We start from the raw sequence: 21,992 nt of genomic DNA on the forward strand, positions 1-21,992 counted from the left end.
TTTGTTAAAATTTATGTAAATTAAGGAGCACACATGACCGTAGATGTTACTGAAACCATTCAAAACACCGTTCATCCCGCGTTTCAGTTGGTACGTCAACATCATGTAGCCGCACTCGATATATTAGTTTCAGAATACCGTCATAAAGAAACTGACGCTGTGCATTTTCATCTAGCAACTGAACATGATGAAAATGTTTTTTTAGTTGCTTTCCGTACACAACCGATGGATTCAAAAGGCGAAGCACACATTCTTGAGCATACTGCATTATGTGGTTCTGAAAAATTTCCTGTACGTGATCCATTCTTTTTAATGATCCGTCGTTCTCTAAATACGTTTATGAACGCATTTACAGCTGCCGATTGGACAGCTTATCCATTTGCGACACAGAATAAAAAAGATTTCCAAAACTTACTTTCCGTCTATTTGGATGCAGCATTTGCAGCCAATTTAAACCCTTTGGATTTCGCTCAAGAAGGTATCCGAATTGAGTTGGAAAATGGTGAGCCTGTTTACAAGGGTGTGGTTTTTAATGAAATGAAAGGTGCAATGAGTTCACCTTCAGATCAGTTATATCACCAACTTGCTCATCATTTATTCCCTAAAACGACTTACCACTATAATTCAGGTGGTGATCCTAAGGATATTCCTGATTTAACTTACGAAGAGTTAGTCAGTTTCTATAAGTCACATTATCATCCAAGTAACGCTATTTTCATGACTTTTGGTAATCAATCTGCCTATGAGTTACAAGAGCAGTTTGAAACTTTAGCGTTATCTAAGTTTAAGAAAGGTCAAACCTTATATTCGACACCAGAACAGCGTCTAGAAGCACCTATTGAGGTGACAGAGACTTACGCGGTAGATGCTGAAGATTTGAAAGATAAAACCTACCATGTACTGGCATGGTTACTTCCTGAATCTAGTGATATTCAACTTCGTTTAGGCTTACGTTTGGCTGAAGGGATCTTATTGGAAGATTCTGCTTCACCATTACGTCACTATTTAGAAACGTGTGGTTATGCTCAATCTACAGGACCAATTTTAGGTCTTGATGATTCTAACTATGAAATGACTTTCTACTGCGGTATTCAAGGTTCAAATCCTGAACATGCAGAAACATTCAAAAACGGTGTGTTGAATGTGCTGAACGAGGTTGCCTCGAAGCCTGTAGATCAGTCATTGGTTGATGCGATTTTGCATCAAATTGAATTACACCAACGAGAAATTGGTGGAGATGGCACGCCTTATGGTCTAAGCCTCATCCTCAATGGTTTAAGCAGTGCAATTCATCATAATGATCCAATACATGTTTGGGACGTAGATTCGACCATTGAGCAAGTGAAAGAGCAGTTGAAAGACCCGATGTGGTTGCCTAATCTGATTAAGACCCATTTGATTGATAATCCGCATCGTGTACAGATGACGCTTGTACCAGATGCGAATAAGTCGAAATTAGAGGCTGAAGCAGAAAAACAGCGTTTAGCTGATATAGGCGCACGCTTAACAGATGATGAAAAAGCGGAAATTGTACGCCAGACTGAGGCATTAAATGAAAGACAGGCAACTCCTGATAACTTAGATTTATTGCCGAAAGTTGGTTTAGAAGATATTCCTGCCGAACTTCCAGTCGTTCAAGGTCAATTGAGAGAAATCATTTCTAATAACTTAGATACACCCTTGAACTTATACCATGCTGGTACTAACGGAATTTATTATCAACAAGTGATTATTCAAATTCCTGATCAAGTCGTGAAATCACCTTACTTTAACTTACTCTCCGTGCTCATGGGGGAGGTTGGTGCAGGTCAATATAATTATTTAGAATTACAGCAATTACAAACAGCGGTAAGTGGTGGTCTTGGTATGGGGGCATCTCTACGTAGTAAAGTTGATGATAAAGGTAAAATTAGCGCATTTTTAACGCTGACAACCAAATCCCTTGCCCACAAACTAGATACGATTCAATTGTTAAAACTGGCATTTGAGAAACTGCGTTTTGATGAAAAGGACCGTATTATTGAACTTTTACAACAGCGTAAGACGCGTTGGGCATCCCGTTTGTCTGGTTCTGGACATAGCTATGCCATGCAGATTGCTTCTCGTAATATGAGTGCATTGGCATTACGTGATTATAATAATACCGGCTTAGGTGCGCTTAATTGGCTGAGCGAGCTTGTTCAAAGCATTGAAACAGATGAACAAGCATATGCGAACCTCATTCAAGAGTTGCAAAATATTCACCGTTTGTTGTTACTCGCGCCTAAACAGTTCCTACTGGTCTGTGAAGAGCAACAGTCTGAACGTTTAATTGAAGAAATTCAAAATGTTTGGGATAAACTTGAAGTGAAGCGTGAGCCAGTGCATCTTGCTGAAGTTAATTTTGAACAAACGCAAAATGACGAAGCATGGCTGATTCAATCCAATGTCCAATTCTGTGCTTCTGCTTATCCAGCAGTTGAAGTTTCTCATCCGGATGCAGCACCGTTAATGGTGCTTGCGGCTTATCTACGAAATGGTTTCCTACACAGTGCAATCCGTGAAAAAGGAGGCGCTTATGGTGGTGGTGCAAGCTATGATGGCAATGCTTGTGCATTTAGATTCTATAGTTATCGTGATCCACGTTTAGCAGAAACTTTCCAAGATTTTGAAGCAAGTATTGATTGGTTATTGAATACTGAACAAAAACCACACCAACTTGAAGAGGCGATTCTGGGTCTTGTATCGAGCATGGATAAGCCAGGTTCTCCAGCAGGTGAAGCAATTACTGCATGTTATGCATTATTGCATGGACGCACGCCTCAATTCAGAAAAACTTTACGAGAGCGTTTGCTCAATGTAACGTTAGATGATCTAAAGCGTGTAGCAGAAACGTATTTAGTGAATCAAAAACCAACGAAGGCTGTTGTAGCACCAATGGCTAAAAAAGAGCAACTTGCAGAACTTGGGTTTTCAATAAAACAAGTGAATTAAAATTAAAAATGGGGCTTAGCCAATGCGAAATAGAATAAAACGTTCACCAATATGGTTGGGTGTGTCGTCGTTTGTGTGTTTGCCTATACAGACAGTTTGGGCAACAGATATGGTACCAGCGAATCCAGCGTCACCACAAGCGTGCGTTGCACTTGATTCAAATGCAGAGCGTTTAGCCTGTTATGATGCATTGTTCAAAGCCCCTGAACTTGAGCAACCTGCTTATGTTTCTGAGCGTCAGGCTGCGCGTGAAATACCAGCACCGCAGGTTGAACCACAGGATTTAAAGTCTAAAATCGAACAAAAAGTTGAAAACTTGTTTTCGGTGGAAGGTCCTGTAATTACACCGAATTCATCGTTGCTTGATAAACGATGGGAATTGGCTGAAGACAGTAAATTAGGTACATGGAATATACGCGCACATCAACCTGTATATTTACTTCCTGCATTTTGGACGTCTGATAAGAACGAATTTCCATCGAGCCCAAATCCTCAAAATACCGTAGAAGATGATCAAAATTTAAAGTCTTTAGAGTCCAAGTTTCAAATTTCACTCAAAACTAAAGCTGTTGAAAACTTAATCGGGAATAATGGCGATATTTGGTTGGGTTATACCCAGTCCTCTCGTTGGCAGGTTTACAACTCTGAAGAATCACGACCATTTCGTGAAACGAATTATGAACCTGAAGCAAGTATTGTGTTTAGAACCAACTATGAATTTTTAGGTTTAAATGGTCGCTTACTCGGTTTAACGCTGAATCATCAATCAAATGGACGTTCGGATCCTTTATCACGTAGTTGGAACCGTGTGATGCTGAACTTAGGATTTGAGCGTGATAATTTCGCTATGATGATTCGACCTTGGTATCGAATCGAAGAAGATTTCAATGATGATAACAATCCTGACATTAAAAACTATATTGGTCGTGGTGATTTAACGACTTTTTACCGTTGGAATGATCATGATTTTAGTTTGATGTTAAGACATTCACTTAAGGGTGGGGATGATTCTCGAGGAGCTGTTCAATTTGATTGGGCATTTCCAATCAGTGGCAAACTTAGAGGTCATTTTCAATTATTCGATGGGTATGGTGAGAGTTTGATTGATTATAATCATCGTGCTACCTATGCGGGTATTGGCGTTTCTTTAATGAATGCTTTCTAAATAAAAAAACCACGCTTAGGCGTGGTTTTTTTAGCGATCTTATTGCGATTGAATTAGGGGAACTCCAGTCACTTTCTGTATCTCATCAAAGTTGACGTCATGAGCCAGTTCTATCAGTTTTACCCCTTGAGGCGTGATATCCAAAACCCCTAGATCTGTAATCACGCGATGAACGACTGCTTTACCTGTAAGGGGCAGTGAACATTGCGGAACAATTTTTGGGGTGCCATCTTTGGCACAATGTTCCATTAGCACGACGACTTTTTGTACGCCAGCCACCAAATCCATTGCTCCACCCATACCTTTGACTTTTTTCCCTGGAATCATCCAATTCGCAAGATCACCTTGCTCAGAGACTTCCATAGCGCCAAGTATAGCTATATTCACGTGCCCACCACGGATCATGGCAAATGAATCAGCACTGGAAAAAAATGCAGCGCCTGCTCGCGCCGTAACAGTTTGCTTACCCGCATTAATCAGGTCAGCATCTACGGTTTCTTTTGTTGGAAATTCGCCAATTCCCAGCAAACCATTTTCAGATTGGAGCCAAACATTGATATTTTCAGGAATATAGTTCGCAACCAATGTAGGCAATCCAATCCCTAAATTGACATAAAATCCATCTTCGAGTTCCAAGGCAGCTCGTTGTGCCATTTCATTACGCGTCCATACCATAACTTATGCCTCCGCCTTTAAGGTCATTTGTTCGATTCTTTTTTCTGGTGTAGTGTTAAGAACGATACGATTTACATAAATGCCGGGCAAATGTATCGAATCGGGATCGAGCTCACCGATCTCTACAATTTCCTCAACTTCAGCGACTGTGATTTTCCCAGCCATCGCACAAACGGGATTAAAATTTTGAGCTGTTTTCCTAAAGATTAGGTTACCTGCCTTATCTGCTTTATACGCTTTGACCAAAGCGACATCTGCAGTTAAAGAGGGTTCTAAAATATATTCTTTACCATTGAACTCACGTACTTCTTTACCTTCTGCAATCAACGTACCTACGCCTGTTTGGGTAAAAAATGCAGGAATCCCAGCTCCACCAGCACGGAGTTTTTCAGCCAAAGTGCCTTGAGGGGTTAGCTCGACTTCAAGTTCACCATTTAAGTATTGTCGCTCAAATTCTTTATTTTCTCCGACATAGGACGAGATCATTTTTTTAATTTGTTTTGTTTCGAGTAGTAATCCCAAACCAAAACCATCTACACCTGCATTGTTTGAAATACAAGTCAGCTCTTTAGCTCCTGTTTGTTTCAGGGCAGCAATCAAAGCCTCAGGAATACCACATAAGCCAAAACCACCAACAGCTAAGGTTTGACCATCTTGAATGATATCGTTCAGTGCACTTTCAGCACTTTCATACACTTTGTTCGTCATTGAACACCTCATTGTATTTTTATTTTGTTCATCCTGAATCAGCTTCCGATCTTCATCATTTCATAATGCTGATACGTACTAAGCACATTTTTTTTGCCAATACGCATTGGCATAGTTAGATGGATTGTTTCGTTGCAAAACTTGACTAATGTTACGACTCGCAAGCATCAGGGCATCTAGGTTAATGCCAGTTTCATAGCCCATATTGGACAAGAGATAAAATAAGTCTTCAGTGGATACATTACCCGAAGCACCTTTGGCATAAGGACAACCGCCAAGTCCTGCAATCGATGAGTCAAATATGCGGATGCCTTGTGTCAGTGATTGATAGATATTGGCAATTGCCATGCCGTAGGTATTGTGAAAATGACCAGCTAAAAGTTGTGGTTCAATTCGTTCCAAACATGCATTCCAAACTTTGGAAACACGATCAGGTGTAGCTGTGCCGATGGTTTCACCCAAGGATACTTCATAGCAACCTAGATCAATTAACTTTGCACTGACTTCAGCAACCTTATATGGATCAATTGGACCTTCATAGGGGCAGTCGACGATACATGAAACGTATCCGCGTACTTTAATATCATGTTGTTGAGCAAACTGTAATACATCAGCAAACTTCTCAAAACTTTCCTCAATTGAACAATTTATATTCTTTTGAGTGAAGCTTTCAGAAGCAGCGGTGAAAACCGCAACTTCTTTACAGCCTACAGCTAAAGCTGACTCGAATCCCTTAAGGTTTGGTGTCAGTAAGCTGAACTGGATATCTTCATCATGTGGTAGGCTAGCATAGAGTTGATCACTTTCTGCCATTTGAGGTACCCACTTTGCAGATACACAAGAACCGACTTCGATATTCTTCAAACCAGTTTTCATCAAATCAAGAATAAGATTGCGTCTGTCTTCGAATGTTAAGGGTGTTTTTTCATTCTGAAGACCGTCACGAGGTCCAACTTCAACGATTTTCACAAAATTATCGTGATTTGGTGTGGTTTGATTGGTTGTTTTCATCATGCCGCATTCTCCTCAGCAGCTTGAAACTCAACCAGCTCATCACCAGCTTTCACTTGATCACCTTGTTGGAAATAAGCTGCGACAACGACACCATCAAATGGTGCACGTATAGCGTATTCCATTTTCATTGCCTCTAACGTTAATAACACTTCATCTTTTTTTACACGTTGATTTGCTGAAACAAATACTTGTGTCACTGCACCCGGCATTGGTGCTTTTAGATTTGAGTCAGATGAAGATTGATCATTTGTATTAAAATTAGGTTTGATGAGTTCAAATTTAAAAGTCTGCCCATTTTTAAATAGGGTGACCGCATCATTGGTTTTTTTAAAACTGATTTTCTCTTGACCGAAAGAGGTATAGATCGCCATGAGATTTTCATTGAGCAACTGACCTGAGATAGCGTAGCTTTCGCCATCAAGCTGTGCTTCGAACCCTTGTGAAGTTGAGATAAATTCGACTTGATACGTTTGTCCGAGATGTTTAAGTTTTATCGGTGTACGCGCATCAACATTACTTCTCCACAGGGGTTTTGCTTTCCAAACTGGATGGCTTGTACGCTTGGATTCATTTAACTGAGAATGCAGTTCAATAAATGCTGCTGTGACAATTGTTTCAGACGAAGAAGGAGTAGTGGTTTTAAATAGGAACTCATCTTCGCGCTGAATTAAATTAGTATCTAGGTTGGCATTTTTGAAAGAGTCACATGCCACTAAGCGATCTAAAAATGCAATATTGTTGCCTAAGCCTTCGACATGAAAGTGGCTCAAAGCATGATGCATTTGGACGAGTGCTGCTTCACGATTTTCTCCCCATACGATGAGTTTAGCAATCATTGGATCATAGAACGTTGTGATCTCATCACCTTGCACAATGCCACTATCAACACGGACACATTCATTTTGAGTCGGATAATGAAGATAATTAATTTTTCCAATTGCTGGGAGAAATCCTTTCTCTGGCTCTTCTGCATAAACACGAGCTTCAAGTGCATGGCCATGAATTTTTAATTCAGACTGTTGTTTTGGCAAAGGTTCACCATAAGCAACACGTAATTGCCATTCAACCAAATCTTGTCCTGTGATCATTTCCGTCACAGGGTGTTCAACTTGAAGGCGAGTGTTCATTTCCATGAAGTATGCTGTACCATCTTGCTCAACAATGAACTCAACCGTTCCAGCACCGACATAGTCTACTGCTCGGGCAGCATTAATCGCAGCTTCACGCATCGCTTCGAGTTTAACTTCGGCCATTTTAGGGGCTGGGGCTTCCTCTAGGACTTTTTGGTGACGGCGCTGCACAGAGCAATCACGTTCAAAGAGGTGAACATAATTGCCATGTTTGTCACCAAAAACTTGCACTTCAATATGACGAGGATTGACAACATAACGTTCAATTAGAACGTCATCATTGCCAAAGCTTGATTTCGCTTCACTTTTGCATGAGTTGAGTGCAGGAAGAAAATCTTCAGCACGCTCAACTAAGCGCATGCCTTTACCACCACCACCTGCACTGGCTTTAATCAGTACAGGATAGCCAATCTGATCAGCTTGTTGTTTAAGAAAATCTGCATCTTGATTGCTGCCATGATACCCAGGTGTGAGTGGTACACCTGCTTTTTCCATCAATGCTTTAGACGTTGCCTTTAAACCCATGGCTAAGATGGCAGCCACTGGAGGCCCTATAAAAGTAATGTTGTTTTTTTCACAGGCTTCCGCAAATTGATCATTTTCAGATAGGAAACCATAACCTGGATGGATGGCTTCCGCTCCAGTTTTTAGTGCAGCTTGAATAATACGATCTGCTTGTAAATAACTTTGTGCAGCAGGGGATTCACCAATATAGATAGCTTCATCCGCTAATTTGACATGCTGCGCTTGGGTATCTGCATCTGAGTAAACTGCAACGGTTGCGATACCTAATTTTTGTGCACTACGAATCACACGACATGCAATTTCGCCACGGTTTGCAATGAGAATTTTTTTAAACATATTGAATTCCTTTTTATTGTTCTGCCGTTGCTTGAATCCATGCTGGGCTTTGTTTATTTAAAAAAGCAGTTAAGCCATTTTTGGCTTCATCACCTTGACGTACGTGCGCAATGTGTTGAGCGGTTTGAATCAGTAAATCTTCTGTGACTTCTTGATGATCAACTAAACGAATCAAAGACTTTGATGCAGCTTGAGCTTCAGGGCCACCAAGCAAAATTGCATCAATGATTTCCAATACGGTGGCATCCAACTGTTCTGGCTGACAAACTTCATGGACGAGACCAATATGCTTTGCTTGTTCTGCAGAAATACGTTCAGCAGTGAGAAAATATCGAGATGCTTGACGAGCACCGATGGCACGGATCACGTATGGACTAATCGTTGAAGGTGCTAAACCTAATCTCACTTCTGAAGTGGCAAACTTAGCATCAGTGGAAGCCACACAAATATCGCATGCTGAAGCAAGCCCCATGCCGCCGCCAAATGCAATACCATGGACACGTGCAATAGTCGGTTGTTTCAGCGTGGCTAAACTTTGTAACATTTTGGCAAGTTTCAAAGCATCCTCTTCATTTTCCACTTTTGATGCTTGACCTGCTTGCTTCATCCAATTAAGGTCCGCACCTGCTGAAAAGCTTTTACCACGACCTGCCAAAACGACAACACGAACGTCATCATCAGCATTTAATGTTGTGAAACAGTGATTCAGCTCTTCAATCACTTGTGTATTGAATGCATTGTGTAATTCAGCACGATTAATCCAAACGGTCGTAACTTGGCGTTCAGTTTCAAGCTGTAAAAATTCATAACTCATGTCATTTTCTCCTTACATGCGGAACACGCCGAACTGAGTTGGTTCAATGGGTGCATTCAATGCAGCAGCCAAACTCAGACCTAAGACATGACGTGATTCTGCTGGATCAATCACGCCGTCATCCCATAAACGTGCAGATGCATAATAAGGATGTCCTTGCTTTTCAAATTGATCACGATAAGGTTGTTTGAATTGATCTTCTTCTTCAGCTGACCAAGTTTCACCACGTTGCTCAATTTGATCACGCTTAATCGTGGAGAGAACACTAGCAGCTTGTTCACCGCCCATCACGGAAATACGTGAATTCGGCCAAGTCCATAAGAAGCGAGGAGAATATGCTCGACCGCACATTCCATAGTTGCCTGCACCAAAAGAACCACCAACCACCAAGGTGATTTTAGGAACATTTGCGGTCGCTACTGCCATGACCAATTTGGCTCCATTTTTGGCAATACCTTCATTTTCATATTGGCGACCGACCATGAAGCCTGTGATGTTTTGGATAAAGAGCAGTGGAATATTGCGTTGCGTACATAATTCGATGAAATGCGCGCCTTTCTGTGCAGACTCTGAAAATAAAATTCCGTTATTGGCAATGATTCCGACCTTCATGCCGTAGATTGATGCAAAACCTGTAATTAAGGTTGTACCAAAACGAGCTTTAAACTCATCAAGTCTTGAACCATCCACGATACGTGCAATCACTTCACGGATGTCAAAGGGCTTGCGTGAGTCACTCGGAATGACACCATAGAGTTCCTCAGCACTATAAAGTGGTTCTTCAATTTCTGTCTTAAATGCTTTCGGTTCGATATTTAGGTTTTGAACAATATTGCGTGCAATTTGAATCGCATGTTCATCACTTTCTGCAAGATGATCTGCGACACCAGATAAACGGGTATGAACATCGCCACCACCAAGGTCTTCAGCAGTCACCACTTCACCTGTTGCAGCTTTTACCAAAGGTGGACCACCGAGGAAAATCGTACCTTGATTGCGGACAATAATTGTTTCATCGGACATGGCAGGGACATATGCGCCACCCGCAGTACAACTCCCCATAACCACGGCTATTTGTGCAATACCTTTACTCGACATGCGTGCTTGGTTGTAAAAAATTCGTCCAAAATGATCGCGATCAGGGAATACTTCATCCTGCATTGGCAGAAATGCACCGCCTGAGTCGACCATATAAATACAAGGAAGATGATTTTGTTCAGCAATTTCTTGCGCACGTAAATGTTTTTTTACAGTTAAAGGATAATATGTACCTCCTTTAACTGTTGCATCATTGGCAACGATCATGCATGTCACACCATGCACTTGACCAATACCTGCAACCACACCTGCGGCTGGTACATCGTCAGCATAAACTTGATAAGCAGCGAGTTGACCAATTTCAAGAAAGGCAGTTCCTGCATCAATGAGTTGATCAATGCGCTCACGCGGTAATAGTTTTCCACGTGCTAAATGCTTCTGACGTGCTTTTTCTCCACCACCTAAGGCAATGGTTTGAGCTTGTTTTTTTAAGTCTGCGACCAATTCAAGCATTGCAGCTTGATTGATTTTAAACTCTTCACTACGTGGATTGATTTTACTTTTAATTTCGTTCATCAATGACTTCCTTGTATTAACTTGAATTATTTGGTTTCGTTGAATAACTCACGACCAATTAACATGCGTCGAATTTCAGAAGTTCCTGCACCGATTTCATAGAGTTTGGCATCACGCCACAATCGACCTGTACTGTAATCATTGATATAACCATTGCCCCCAAGGGTTTGAATAGCTTCACCAGCCATCCAGGTTGCTTTTTCAGCTGAGTAGAGAATGGCACTTGCTGCATCTTTACGTAAACCACGATCATGATCAGCTTTATCACATGCTGCACCCACGGCATAAACCAAAGCCTTGCTTGCCAACCATGTAGAATACATATCCGCAATTTTGCCTTGCATGAGTTGGAATTCACCTAAACATTGACCGAATTGCTTACGTTCATGAATGTATGGGATGACCACATCTAAACATGCATCCATAATGCCTAGTGGTCCACCACTGAGAACTGCACGTTCGTAATCCAATCCACTCATGAGCACTTTTGTACCGTTACCCACACCACCCATGACGTTTTCTTTAGGCACTTTGACATTGTCAAAGAACAGGGGATAAGTATTTGAACCACGCATTCCGAGTTTGTCTAAGTGACTCCCATGACTAAAGCCTTCCATGCCTTTTTCAATAATGAAAGCAGTCATGCCTTTGGCACCAGTATTGATGTCAGTTTTGGCGTAAACCACCAGCACGTCAGCATCTCCACCATTGGTAATCCACATTTTTGAGCCATTAAGTACAAAGTGATCACCATGCTCTTCAGCACGTAATTTCATACTAACGACATCTGAACCCGCATTTGGTTCAGACATTGCCAAAGCACCGACATATTCGCCAGAAATTAATTTAGGAAGATATTTTTGTTTTTGTTCTTCGCTACCATTACGGTTAATTTGATTCACACAAAGATTTGAATGTGCCCCGTATGAAAGTCCAATGGAAGCAGATGCTCGTGAAATTTCCTGCATGACAATGATATGAGCCAAATAACCCAGATTGACACCACCGTATTCTTCACTCACGGTAAGTCCAAGTAACCCCATATCACCAAATTTTTTCCATAAGTGAGCTGGAAATAAGTTGTCTTGATCAACTTGTTGAGCAATAGGTGCGATTTCCTTTGCACAGAATGCAGCTACAGAATCACGTAAAGCGATTAGTGTTTCGTCTAGTCCAAAGTCGATACTCTGTAAATTCATTTTCATTCATCCTAAAATTTAATTTTTATTTCCAGTGAAGCATTTTGTCCTTGCTTGAGAAATACAATACAGTTATTTTTTTAAAAAGTGAATATAGATTCAGAAAATGATTTATAATTCATTTTAGTTGATTGGGTGAACAATTATGAGTTATAAAAGATCCACTTTGATGCAAGAGCGTATGGAGCAAAATCGTCAATCGATACTGCAATCCGCGCGCGAACTTATTGCGGGTGGTGGTTTTAAAGATGCACAAGTGCAAGCGATTGCAGATAAATCTGGTGTCTCGAGTGGTTTGGTCTATCGCTATTTTGAGAACAAAAATCAGATTTTGATTGAAGTGCTTTCACAGGCCATCAAAGGTGAGGTCGATATTCTGAATCAGATTGCAAAAACTGATTGGACTTCGACTGAAAAGTTGACAAAGGCCGTCACTGCTTTCGTAAAACGTGCACTGAATAGCCCTCAACTTGCATATTCACTCATGTTTGAGCCCGTAGACCCAACGATTGAGCATGAACGTTTTAGAAGTAAGCAACTGATAAAACAATCCATTAAGGAGATTCTTGCTGAAGGAAAGGTCAATGGTGAGTTCGAATTTGAAGATTTAAATACAGCTGCATTATGCGTGGTTGGTGCGATGACATTCGTTGTGATTGAACCTTTAAATCCATCGCGTAATGTGATGTTTGATGACAGTTATAAAGGTTATTTCGTTAAGCAAATTGCAGACTTTTGTGTCAATGCAGTTAAGGCAAAGGAGGAAAATTAATTTAATTCACACAAAAGGATGTCGTGTTTAAACGAGTAATCGCGTAATTAATAACGAAATATTGGATTGATATAAGAAAATAGAATCAAGGAGTATGATTCAATGACGCAATTACGACTCAGTTATGCCTATGGCACCAGTGAGCAACCCTTATTGGGTATGACCATAGGCCATAAATTTGATCAAGCATGCCTACAATATGCCGATCAGGATGCTGTGGTCAGTGTGCATCAAAATGTACGTTTGACCTATCAGCAGTTACAAGAGAAAGTAAATGCTTTTGCATGTAGTTTATTAAAAATCGGTTTAGAAAAGGGAGATCGTCTAGCGATTTGGTCCCCTAATTGTGTGGAATGGACGATCGCACAATTTGCAGCCTTCAAGGCTGGAATTATTTTGGTCAACTTAAATCCTGCGTATAAAAGCTACGAGCTAGAATACGTACTCAATCGAGTATCTTGCAAAGGATTGATCATTGCATCGACCTTTAAGACGACCAATTATCAAGAAATTTTGACGCAAATTGCACCAGAAATTTTGCATACGACCAATGGCGTTTTAAATGCTGAAAAATTGCCGCATTTAAAGTATTTGATCAAAATAGATGATCAACAACATACTGGGTTTTATCGCTTTAGTGATTTATTGGCTGAACCGACTTCAGAGCAGTTAGATCAACTTAATGAGATAGCATCTGGTCTTCAATTCGATGAAACCATCAATATCCAGTTTACCTCCGGAACGACAGGTAGCCCCAAAGGGACCATGCTGACACACAATAATATTCTGAATAACGGGTATTTTGTGGGAGAGGCAATCAAACTGACTTCTCAAGATCGAGTTTGTATTTCTGTACCGTTATTTCATTGCTTTGGTATGGTGATGGGTAATCTCGCTTGTATTACACATGGATCAACCATGATCTATCCATCAGCTGTATTTAATCCTCTTGATAGTCTTAAAGCGATTGAACAAGAGAAATGTACTGCGGCATATGGTGTGCCTACTATGTTTATTGCCATGCTTGATCATGAGCAATTTGACGAATTTGATTTGACCACATTACGTACAGGCATCATGGCTGGCAGTCCATGTCCAAAAGAAATCATGAAGCGCGTCATTGAGCGTATGCATATGCGAGATATCACGATTTGTTATGGCATGACTGAAACAGCGCCAGTAAGCGCACAAAGTTCGATCACAGATTCGCTAGAACAACGAGTGAGCACTGTTGGTCGAGTTCATCCACATATCGAAATTAAAATAGTCGATGAACACGGTAAAGTAGTGCCTCGTGGCAAACTCGGAGAGTTGTGTGTACGAGGATACTCAGTCATGCTGGGCTATTGGGATGAAGAAGAAAAAACACGAGAAGTCGTAGATGTCGCAAAATGGATGCATACCGGTGATATCGCTGAAATGGATGATGAAGGTTTTATCAAAATCAAAGGTCGCATTAAAGATGTTGTGATTCGTGGGGGGGAGAATTTATTCCCTAAAGAGATTGAAGACTTCTTATATAAACATCCTGCTGTTAGCGATGTCCAAGTGATTGGACTTCCTGACCCGAAATATGGCGAAGAGTTATGTGCTTGTATTATTTTGCATGAAGGACATGAATGTTCTGAACAAGTGATCAAAGATTACTGCAAAGCCAATATCTCACATAATAAAGTGCCACGATATGTACATTTTCTTAAAGAGTTCCCAATGACTGCTTCTGGTAAGGCTCAGAAGTTTAAACTCCAAGAATATATGCGTGAGCAACTCAATATTTTTGATGAGAGTGCTTAATCGTCATTGAGTAATATTTTTAACTTCAAGCTAGAAAAACAACAAAGCCGAACTTAGTTCACTAAGTTCGGCTTAATTTTAAAAAATAGTAGAAGAGCGATATGGCAAAGAATTTTGATCACCCAAAAATCGTAGAAAACTATGATGAACATATCAGGCAGCTCATACCAGGATATGAACTGATGCATCTACATATACTGGCGTTGCTTGAAACTCATCTCAAAGAAGAGGCTAAAATTGCCATTGTCGGGTGCGGAACTGGATTTGAACTGAATTATTTATTAGATCATTTTCCAAAGGCGGAGTTTGTTGTGTTTGATCCATCGGCAGCGATGCTTGAAAAAACAAATCAGATCGTTCAGTTTAAGCAGCAAATGCACCGAGTCACAATTCTGCAAGGTGACACGACTGTGCTACAGAAATATCCTGAAAATTTTGATGCAGTATTGAGTATTTTGGTTTTTCATTTTGTTTCACATGCATGCAAAAAGAGTTTTTTAGGTGATATTTACCATGCTTTGAAACACGAGGGCATGGTTATGAGTTTCGATCTGATGCAATTTGAAGAACCAAATGATCAGTTAGTATTAAAAAATTTGGTGACAAAAATAGGATTAAGTGAAAAACAAAGTCAGGTCATGTTGGAAAGAATACATGATGACTTTAATTTAATGACGGTGAAGGAGATGAAGAATCTATACCTTCAGGCTGGTTATCAAAATTTAAGAACTTTTTGTCAAATGTCTAATTTTTATGGATTAAAAGCAGTAAAGTGATAATTTCATATTTAGAATAACTTATTCATTTTATCTTATATGAAAATCGTACAAATGGTTATATATCTAAAATGAAAAAGGATTATGATAAAAGTATTGTTTTATGAATATAAGGATTGTTCATGACCACAGAGACTCAATTTCCACAAACTTCTAATCGTGGAATCGCGGTATACAGTAATAACGCTGAAGCGATTGGTAATACACCGCTTATTCGCATTAATCGTGTAATACAGGGTGGGGCTACAGTTCTTGCTAAAGTGGAAGCACGTAACCCAGCATTTTCAGTAAAATGCCGTGTTGGTGCAGCTTTGATTGCGGATGCAGAACAACGTGGTGTGCTTAAAGCAGGAATGCATATTGTTGAACCTACGAGTGGTAATACTGGAATTGCGCTAGCTTTTGTTGCTGCTGCTAAAGGTTATGACATCACACTGACTATGCCTGCAAGTATGAGTATCGAGCGCCGTAAAGTACTCAAAGCATTGGGTGCTCATTTAGTATTAACCGATCCAGCTAAAGGGATGAATGGTGCTGTTCAAGAAGCAGAACGTTTAGTTGCTGAGAACCCAGAGCTTTATTATTTACCTCAGCAATTTGAAAACCCAGCAAATCCTGCCATTCATGAAACTACAACTGGACCTGAAATTTTTGAAGCAACGGGTGGTAAGGTTGATATTTTAGTGGCTGGTGTAGGTACGGGAGGTACGATCTCTGGTATTTCGCGTTATTTTGAGAAAGTTAAAAATCAAGCCCTTTACTCAGTTGCAGTTGAACCAGCAGACTCACCAATTATTGGACAAGCGAAGCGTGGCGAAACACTCACTCCGGGACCACATAAAATCCAAGGCATTGGTGCAAACTTTATTCCTAAAAACCTAGATTTAGATTTGGTGGATGAAGTTATCGCGGTTGAAAATCAAACAGCAATTGATTTTGCTCGTCAATCTGCGATCAAAGAAGGGATTTTTGTGGGTATTTCAAGTGGTGCAGCATTAGCGGCCGCTCATGAACTTGCTCAACGTCCTGAAAATGCAGGTAAAACCATAGTGGTGATTTTACCTGATGCTGGAGAGCGCTATTTATCTTCAGTTTTATTCGAAGATATATCAGCAGATTAATGAGAAAGTCAAAGCATTCTAAAAAAACGGTCTTCATGGCCGTTTTTTTGTGATTTATTCGATTCAAACAATTTTAAACTCTTCTTAAGTTACCAATCATTTTAAATTTATTACATCACACGACTATATTCACAGTTTTGAACGCGATATCTTTAAGCGAATTTTTTCTAATAAAAAAATGAATGAACGACTTTAATCATCCTATTTATATTATCGGCGCTGGTGTTGCAGGATTAAGTTGTGCTCAGCATTTAAAATCAGCAGGATTTAATGTTGTTGTTTTAGAAGCACGTGATCGTATAGGTGGGAGAATACATACACAAAACATTGATGGTCATTGTTTTGACCTTGGTGCATCATGGATACATGGTATTGATAATAATCCGATATGGAAAATTGCAGAGTCCAATCGGATAAGTACTCAAGTTTTCAATTATGATCAAGTGGATTATTTTCATGCCAATGGTCAGCCATTTACCGAACAAGAGAGCTTAGAATTTGAAAAATGCCTTCGTGATGTTCAGAAGGTTTTTCAAAATAAATCAAAAGAGCAGGATATCTCCGCTTTTGAGCAACTTGAGAATGTTTTAGGAAAGATACGTTTTCAACTTCATTATTTTGATCGAGACGTCATCACACAAAAAATTAAGCAGTATTACTCAAGGCTTGCCAATGATCCTTTTGCGACTGATTTAGAGCAATTAGCCCATAATTTTATGGATTTTGAAGGCTACTTCTCAGGCGATGAAGTGATATTTCCAAAAGGTTATGAACAGATTGTTAAAGTTCTGGCTACTGATTTAGAGATTCATACGAATGCAGATATTGTTGAAATCGATCATGACTCTCATCAAGTGCAGATAAAAACAGCATGTGGACAGCTTTACATATGTTCTCAAGTTGTGGTGACAGTTCCACTCGGTATTTTAAAGCAAGATAAAATTAAGTTTGAGCCGCCTTTGCCTAGTGGATTAGTCCGATCGATTCAAAAGCTGGGTTTTGGATCTTTCAATAAAATATTTATACAATTTTCAAAAGCTCTAGAATTTAATGGGAATGCACTTAAACACAATACGGCATTTTTTTGGGATGAGCGTGAGCTGTATAGTATTTTAGATTTTAGTCGTTTATATAATAAACCGACTTATCTACTTCTCGTTGGAGGTACAAAGTCAGAATGGGTTGATCAAGCAACGGATCAACAGGTGCATGAATATATCAAGAAAATATTGAAGATTTGCATGCACTCCAATGAAATTCAGAACATCATAATTACCCGCTGGGGAAGTGATCCGTTTAGTTTAGGTTCATTTAGTTTTCCAAAAGTTGAACATACTAAAGATGATGTAGAGATCTTTAAAAAAGAGCATCCAGCGCAAGTATATTTTGCAGGTGAACATTGTCATACCGATTATGCAGGCACTGTGCATGGTGCATATCTGTCAGGTCGTGATACTGCTAATTTAATTATTCGTAGTGGCTTAAATATAAAGCTGTAACTGATTTACAGTTACAGCTTTATTTAGTTAGTATGAGTGAGTTGAGAAATTAACCTGAACTCACATTAATACATGTCCATATTCTTCGCGAAGTTTTCTTTTTAGCATTTTTCCAGTGCCGCTAAGCGGTATGGCATCGACAAAAATCACTTTATCTGGAGTTTGCCATTTAGCAATTTTATCAGCATAGTAATCAATGAGTTGTTGTTCAGTGATTTGGCTATTAGGATGTTTAACGGCGATTAAGACAGGTCTTTCATCCCACTTTGGATGTTGTGCTGCGATGACCGCAGCCATCGCAATTTCTGGGTGACCCATTGCGATATTTTCAAGCTCTACAGAAGAGATCCATTCTCCACCAGATTTAATCAAGTCTTTGGCACGATCACTAATATGCAGATAGCCATCAGCATCTATAGACGCAATATCTCCAGTATCAAACCATCCATCACTGGTCAATGGTGAGTCGGACTGACCAAAGTATTTGTCAACAATCCAATGTCCTTTGATTTGTAAATTACCAATAGTCTCACCATCATGTGGAACAAGATCGGTTCCTCTTTCTTCAGACACTAAACGAATCCTGACTCCAAACGGCGGGCGACCTTGGGAAAGACGTAGTTTTGCTTGTTGATCCTGAGAAAGTTGTTTATGTTTAGCTTTGAATTGATTGGCAGTGCCAAGTGGACTAGCTTCAGTCATCCCCCATGCATGAATGGTTTCACAATCATATACATCACGGAATGTGGCTAACATGCTAGGTGGGCAAGCCGAGCCACCAATCACATTACGTTTTAAAGAGGTCAGTGAACTGTTCATTGCTTTTGCAGCGACCAACAAGCTTTGCCAAATGGTAGGAACACCAAGTGCAACAGTCACTTCATATTGATCAATGAGTTTAACTAGACTCTCACCATCAAGACCCGGCCCTGGTAATATAATTGAAGCACCTACCATCGCTGCGGCATAAGGTGTTCCCCATGCATGAACGTGAAACATCGGAACTACAGGTAAAATAATGTCTTTGGCTGACAGATTGAGTGAGTCAGGTAAGCTGGCCGCTAAACTGTGAAGAACAGTTGAGCGATGAGAATAGAGAGCACCTTTAGGATTGCCTGTTGTTCCAGAGGTATAACATAGTGAACTAGCAGTGGTTTCATCAAATTCAGGCCATGTATATTCTGCAGTTTGACCCGCAATTAAATCATCGTAGAACAAGACTTCGGGTAAGGCTTGACGAATCTTTTCATCAGGTGCATCTAAGCAGATGAAATGTTGCACCAGTGGAATATGTGCTTTTATTCCTGTAATCAAAGGTAGGAATGTTTTATCAAAAATAATCGCTTTATCTTGTGCATCATTAATAATGAAAATCAGTTGTTCTGGAAATAATCTTGGGTTAATGGTGTGACAGATTAAGCCACTACCAGAAATAGCATACCAAGCCTCTAAATGACGATGATTGTTCCAAGCTAATGTTGCAATACAATCGCCGTGAATGAGTTTAAGTTCATTTAATGCCTTTGCACCACGTTTAGCATTATCCGATACATCGCCCCAATTGGTTTCGTAAAGTGAGCCATCGGTGTTTTTTGAAACGATCAGGGTGTCTTTATGAAATTCAGCAGCATGTTCTAGTAAACTGCTGATTAATAAAGGTTGAAACATCATACGTCCGTGCATGCAAAGCTCCTGCTATTGATCATTTAAGTTTTTATTTTGAGTTGATTATATTTATGTAAGGTGAGTGCTCACGATTAACGTAACACTCACTGATGACCTAGAAATACACTAAATTATGCAGTCAGTAAAGAACCAACTAATTTACGGATTGAAACCAAAGGTTTACGCTCTGGAATGATGACACCAGCAGTTTTAAGGTCTGACACGAGTTCAGCGCGGAAGTCATTATAGTCAACCTCTGCTGCATGTCGTTGACCGCCTTCAAAGTTGTAATGTGGATGATCTAACTCATGCTGGATCGCTTTTTTCATATCAGCAGGACGTTTATATTTTCCTAAAATTTCCTGACATGCCAAATTGGCTTGATGATCTGAAATTGGCCAAATACAACCTAGTGGCTGGAATAAACCAATGAAATAAAGATTGTCATGTTCTGCATGCATCATTTTACGGTAAAGCGGTAATTTTTCAGCATGTTGGAAATCTATAAAATCTTTATCGAAGAAAGGGAAGACGGTCCAGAAACCAGTACAACAACAAATAATATCAAACTCTTGTTGAGTACCATCGACGAATTCTACAATTTTACCATTGAGACGCTTGATCGCTGGTTTTGGTTTGATTTTACCGTGACGCACATAGTCAATGAAGTCAGAGTTCGCCGTTGGATGTTGTGTCAGCATCGGTTTGTCATTTACAGGCAAGCCAAAATCTGCGTAATTTCCACTGAATGCTTTTACCAATTTGGTCAGAATTTTTTGGCGCATTTTGGGCGGAAGTTTTTCCATTGACTTGACGAGTATGTCTGCGGGATGTCCAAACATAAATTTTGGAACAAACCATTGTGGACTGCGCATCGATATATACACATCTTTTGAGACACGTGCTGATTCTACGGCAACATCACAGCCTGAATTACCTGCACCAATGACTAAAATTTTCTTTCCACGCCAGTCGTCATTTACACCTTTAAAATCATGTGAATGCATCCACTTGCCAGTAAATTCACCTTCATACTCAGGGTATTTCGGTTTCCAGTGATGACCATTGGCAACCATTAAATAGTCATATATTTTCTGTTGTTCTTTACCTTGATCATCGGTGTAATCCACCACCCATTTTTTATTTTCATTTTTATGAATATGGTTAATAGTGTGATGAAATTTAATTTTGTCATATACACCAAAATGTTTGGCATAATTTTCAAAATACTGCTGCAAATGATCATGTCGTGGATAATCAGGGTAACTGTCTGGCATTGGATAATCTTCATATTCAGACATTGTACGCGAGCTAATAATGTGTGTATTCTCATAGACTGAAGAATGACCAGTTTTAGAATTAAACACCCAATTCCCACCGACTTTGTCATTCTTCTCGAAGATATCGTATGCAATACCATTTTGTTGACAATTTTTAGCAGCCGTAATTCCTGACGGACCTGCACCAATGATACAGACTGTGTTCATATTCATATCCTTGAATGATGTTCTTTTTATTCATAACCAACTATAGTTGGTTTTATGACTATAATCGATTTATTTTTAAACAGCAAGACAGGGGATTTGTTTAAATGCTTTTTGATGAAATTAAGCTTCCTGTACAAAAAAGAAGTAAAGCAAGGTTAGAACTTGTACTAGAAACAACAAAGAAAATATTAGAAGAACAAGGCATCAATCACTGTACTATTCCCGAAATTGCAGCACAGTCCGATCTTCCTAAGATTACGATTTATCAATACTTTCCAACAGTTAATCATTTGTTCAGCATATTGGTGAAACGTTATTTAGATGAACTGCAGGCCTATGTTTTGTTTAAAAATGAGTGCTATCAAACTTGGTCAACACGTGATATTTGTTTTGATCTAATTTCTAAGGTGGCTGAGTTCTACAATTCAAATCCTGCTGCAAGTATTTTGATTTTGGGTGGGCCAGTACATGTTGATGGTTTTAATTTACAGGAAATCGTCATTGAGAAGATTGCTCATGATTTACAAGCGGTATTTGAGCAGAAAGTACATCCGCTGAAATTGAATAGAAAAGAGGAAGCGGTGTATTTGGTTGAAATGGTTTTTGCATTAATGAAACACAGCTACTATCAGCATCAACAAGTCACTGATGACATTCTAAAAGAATGCCATTTCATCAGTGAATTTTACTTAAGCAGTAAGGGATATAACTACCAACTTTAAAAG

17 protein-coding genes are annotated in these 21,992 nt (G+C 39.7%); 8 read left to right on the forward strand and 9 right to left on the reverse strand.

Translation table 11 applies throughout. The annotated features are described in order from the left end of the window. Positions 1–33: 33 nt before the first annotated feature. A complete protein-coding gene (locus AC1M9M_RS13505; protein WP_481596585.1) occupies positions 34–2,973 on the forward strand; it encodes an insulinase family protein in 2,940 nt (979 codons plus the stop codon). Between the two features lie 22 nt (positions 2,974–2,995). Further along, complete coding sequence (locus AC1M9M_RS13510; RefSeq protein ID WP_481596586.1) at positions 2,996–4,138, forward strand: phospholipase A; 1,143 nt, start codon at positions 2,996–2,998, stop codon at positions 4,136–4,138. Between the two features lie 39 nt (positions 4,139–4,177). Here AC1M9M_RS13510 and AC1M9M_RS13515 read toward each other — a convergent pair whose 3' ends face one another. The 7 genes from AC1M9M_RS13515 to AC1M9M_RS13545 all read right to left on the reverse strand — a co-directional run bounded on the left by AC1M9M_RS13515 (position 4,178) and on the right by AC1M9M_RS13545 (position 12,153). After that, positions 4,178–4,813 carry a CoA transferase subunit B gene (locus tag AC1M9M_RS13515; protein WP_481596587.1) on the reverse strand — a complete coding sequence of 212 codons (636 nt, stop codon included), beginning with the start codon at positions 4,811–4,813 and terminating at the stop codon, positions 4,178–4,180. 3 nt (positions 4,814–4,816) lie between these two features. Further along, entirely contained in the window at positions 4,817–5,521 is a 705-nt protein-coding gene (locus AC1M9M_RS13520; RefSeq protein ID WP_092768413.1) for a CoA transferase subunit A, read from the reverse strand. 78 nt (positions 5,522–5,599) lie between these two features. Next, positions 5,600–6,532, reverse strand: a complete 933-nt coding sequence (locus AC1M9M_RS13525; RefSeq protein ID WP_481596604.1) for a hydroxymethylglutaryl-CoA lyase — start codon at positions 6,530–6,532, stop codon at positions 5,600–5,602. Continuing rightward, positions 6,532–8,526: an acetyl/propionyl/methylcrotonyl-CoA carboxylase subunit alpha gene (locus AC1M9M_RS13530; protein ID WP_481596588.1), complete on the reverse strand. Its 1,995-nt coding sequence runs from the start codon at positions 8,524–8,526 to the stop codon at positions 6,532–6,534. The genes AC1M9M_RS13525 and AC1M9M_RS13530 overlap by 1 nt, the downstream gene beginning before the upstream one ends. A gap of 13 nt (positions 8,527–8,539) precedes the next feature. Next, entirely contained in the window at positions 8,540–9,340 is an 801-nt protein-coding gene (locus tag AC1M9M_RS13535) for an enoyl-CoA hydratase/isomerase family protein (RefSeq protein WP_481596589.1), read from the reverse strand. 12 nt (positions 9,341–9,352) lie between these two features. Next, positions 9,353–10,954, reverse strand: a complete 1,602-nt coding sequence (locus tag AC1M9M_RS13540) for a carboxyl transferase domain-containing protein (protein ID WP_092768407.1) — start codon at positions 10,952–10,954, stop codon at positions 9,353–9,355. Positions 10,955–10,980: 26 nt separating this feature from the next. After that, positions 10,981–12,153 (reverse strand): isovaleryl-CoA dehydrogenase, encoded by a 1,173-nt coding sequence (locus tag AC1M9M_RS13545; protein ID WP_481596590.1) that lies wholly within the window; start codon positions 12,151–12,153, stop codon positions 10,981–10,983. 145 nt (positions 12,154–12,298) lie between these two features. On the opposite strand from AC1M9M_RS13545, the gene AC1M9M_RS13550 reads away from it, so the two are divergent. From AC1M9M_RS13550 to AC1M9M_RS13570, 5 genes are all read left to right on the forward strand, one after another. After that, positions 12,299–12,925 (forward strand): TetR/AcrR family transcriptional regulator, encoded by a 627-nt coding sequence (locus AC1M9M_RS13550; protein WP_481596591.1) that lies wholly within the window; start codon positions 12,299–12,301, stop codon positions 12,923–12,925. A 102-nt stretch (positions 12,926–13,027) separates the two neighbouring features. Further along, the gene (locus AC1M9M_RS13555; protein ID WP_481596592.1) at positions 13,028–14,719 is read left to right on the forward strand and encodes an AMP-binding protein; all 1,692 of its coding nucleotides are present in this window, start codon (positions 13,028–13,030) and stop codon (positions 14,717–14,719) included. A gap of 101 nt (positions 14,720–14,820) precedes the next feature. Continuing rightward, positions 14,821–15,495 (forward strand): class I SAM-dependent methyltransferase, encoded by a 675-nt coding sequence (locus AC1M9M_RS13560; protein ID WP_481596593.1) that lies wholly within the window; start codon positions 14,821–14,823, stop codon positions 15,493–15,495. Positions 15,496–15,617: 122 nt separating this feature from the next. Continuing rightward, positions 15,618–16,616 carry a cysteine synthase A gene (cysK, locus tag AC1M9M_RS13565; RefSeq protein WP_092768396.1) on the forward strand — a complete coding sequence of 333 codons (999 nt, stop codon included), beginning with the start codon at positions 15,618–15,620 and terminating at the stop codon, positions 16,614–16,616. A gap of 182 nt (positions 16,617–16,798) precedes the next feature. After that, complete coding sequence (locus tag AC1M9M_RS13570; protein ID WP_481596594.1) at positions 16,799–18,115, forward strand: flavin monoamine oxidase family protein; 1,317 nt, start codon at positions 16,799–16,801, stop codon at positions 18,113–18,115. Between the two features lie 60 nt (positions 18,116–18,175). Here AC1M9M_RS13570 and AC1M9M_RS13575 read toward each other — a convergent pair whose 3' ends face one another. Both AC1M9M_RS13575 and AC1M9M_RS13580 read right to left on the reverse strand, forming a co-directional pair. Then, positions 18,176–19,798, reverse strand: coding sequence for a long-chain-fatty-acid--CoA ligase (locus AC1M9M_RS13575; protein WP_092768393.1), 1,623 nt, complete (start codon positions 19,796–19,798; stop codon positions 18,176–18,178). Positions 19,799–19,911: 113 nt separating this feature from the next. Further along, positions 19,912–21,267 (reverse strand): flavin-containing monooxygenase, encoded by a 1,356-nt coding sequence (locus AC1M9M_RS13580; RefSeq protein ID WP_218947418.1) that lies wholly within the window; start codon positions 21,265–21,267, stop codon positions 19,912–19,914. Between the two features lie 104 nt (positions 21,268–21,371). On the opposite strand from AC1M9M_RS13580, the gene AC1M9M_RS13585 reads away from it, so the two are divergent. Next, positions 21,372–21,989 carry a TetR/AcrR family transcriptional regulator gene (locus AC1M9M_RS13585; RefSeq protein ID WP_035270045.1) on the forward strand — a complete coding sequence of 206 codons (618 nt, stop codon included), beginning with the start codon at positions 21,372–21,374 and terminating at the stop codon, positions 21,987–21,989. Positions 21,990–21,992: the final 3 nt, after the last annotated feature.

It is taken from the genome of Acinetobacter sp. ANC_7503 (assembly GCF_056780035.1).

Bases quoted from the DNA above. Each gene is read 5' to 3' on its own strand.
- AC1M9M_RS13505 (WP_481596585.1), top strand. From the start codon at position 34: ATGACCGTAGATGTTACTGAAACCATTCAAAACACCGTTCATCCCGCG.
- AC1M9M_RS13510 (WP_481596586.1), top strand. From the start codon at position 2,996: ATGCGAAATAGAATAAAACGTTCACCAATATGGTTGGGTGTGTCGTCG.
- AC1M9M_RS13515 (WP_481596587.1), bottom strand. From the start codon at position 4,813: ATGGTATGGACGCGTAATGAAATGGCACAACGAGCTGCCTTGGAACTC.
- AC1M9M_RS13520 (WP_092768413.1), bottom strand. From the start codon at position 5,521: ATGACGAACAAAGTGTATGAAAGTGCTGAAAGTGCACTGAACGATATC.
- AC1M9M_RS13525 (WP_481596604.1), bottom strand. From the start codon at position 6,532: ATGAAAACAACCAATCAAACCACACCAAATCACGATAATTTTGTGAAA.
- AC1M9M_RS13530 (WP_481596588.1), bottom strand. From the start codon at position 8,526: ATGTTTAAAAAAATTCTCATTGCAAACCGTGGCGAAATTGCATGTCGT.
- AC1M9M_RS13535 (WP_481596589.1), bottom strand. From the start codon at position 9,340: ATGAGTTATGAATTTTTACAGCTTGAAACTGAACGCCAAGTTACGACC.
- AC1M9M_RS13540 (WP_092768407.1), bottom strand. From the start codon at position 10,954: ATGAACGAAATTAAAAGTAAAATCAATCCACGTAGTGAAGAGTTTAAA.
- AC1M9M_RS13545 (WP_481596590.1), bottom strand. From the start codon at position 12,153: ATGAATTTACAGAGTATCGACTTTGGACTAGACGAAACACTAATCGCT.
- AC1M9M_RS13550 (WP_481596591.1), top strand. From the start codon at position 12,299: ATGAGTTATAAAAGATCCACTTTGATGCAAGAGCGTATGGAGCAAAAT.
- AC1M9M_RS13555 (WP_481596592.1), top strand. From the start codon at position 13,028: ATGACGCAATTACGACTCAGTTATGCCTATGGCACCAGTGAGCAACCC.
- AC1M9M_RS13560 (WP_481596593.1), top strand. From the start codon at position 14,821: ATGGCAAAGAATTTTGATCACCCAAAAATCGTAGAAAACTATGATGAA.
- cysK (WP_092768396.1), top strand. From the start codon at position 15,618: ATGACCACAGAGACTCAATTTCCACAAACTTCTAATCGTGGAATCGCG.
- AC1M9M_RS13570 (WP_481596594.1), top strand. From the start codon at position 16,799: ATGAACGACTTTAATCATCCTATTTATATTATCGGCGCTGGTGTTGCA.
- AC1M9M_RS13575 (WP_092768393.1), bottom strand. From the start codon at position 19,798: ATGCACGGACGTATGATGTTTCAACCTTTATTAATCAGCAGTTTACTA.
- AC1M9M_RS13580 (WP_218947418.1), bottom strand. From the start codon at position 21,267: ATGAACACAGTCTGTATCATTGGTGCAGGTCCGTCAGGAATTACGGCT.
- AC1M9M_RS13585 (WP_035270045.1), top strand. From the start codon at position 21,372: ATGCTTTTTGATGAAATTAAGCTTCCTGTACAAAAAAGAAGTAAAGCA.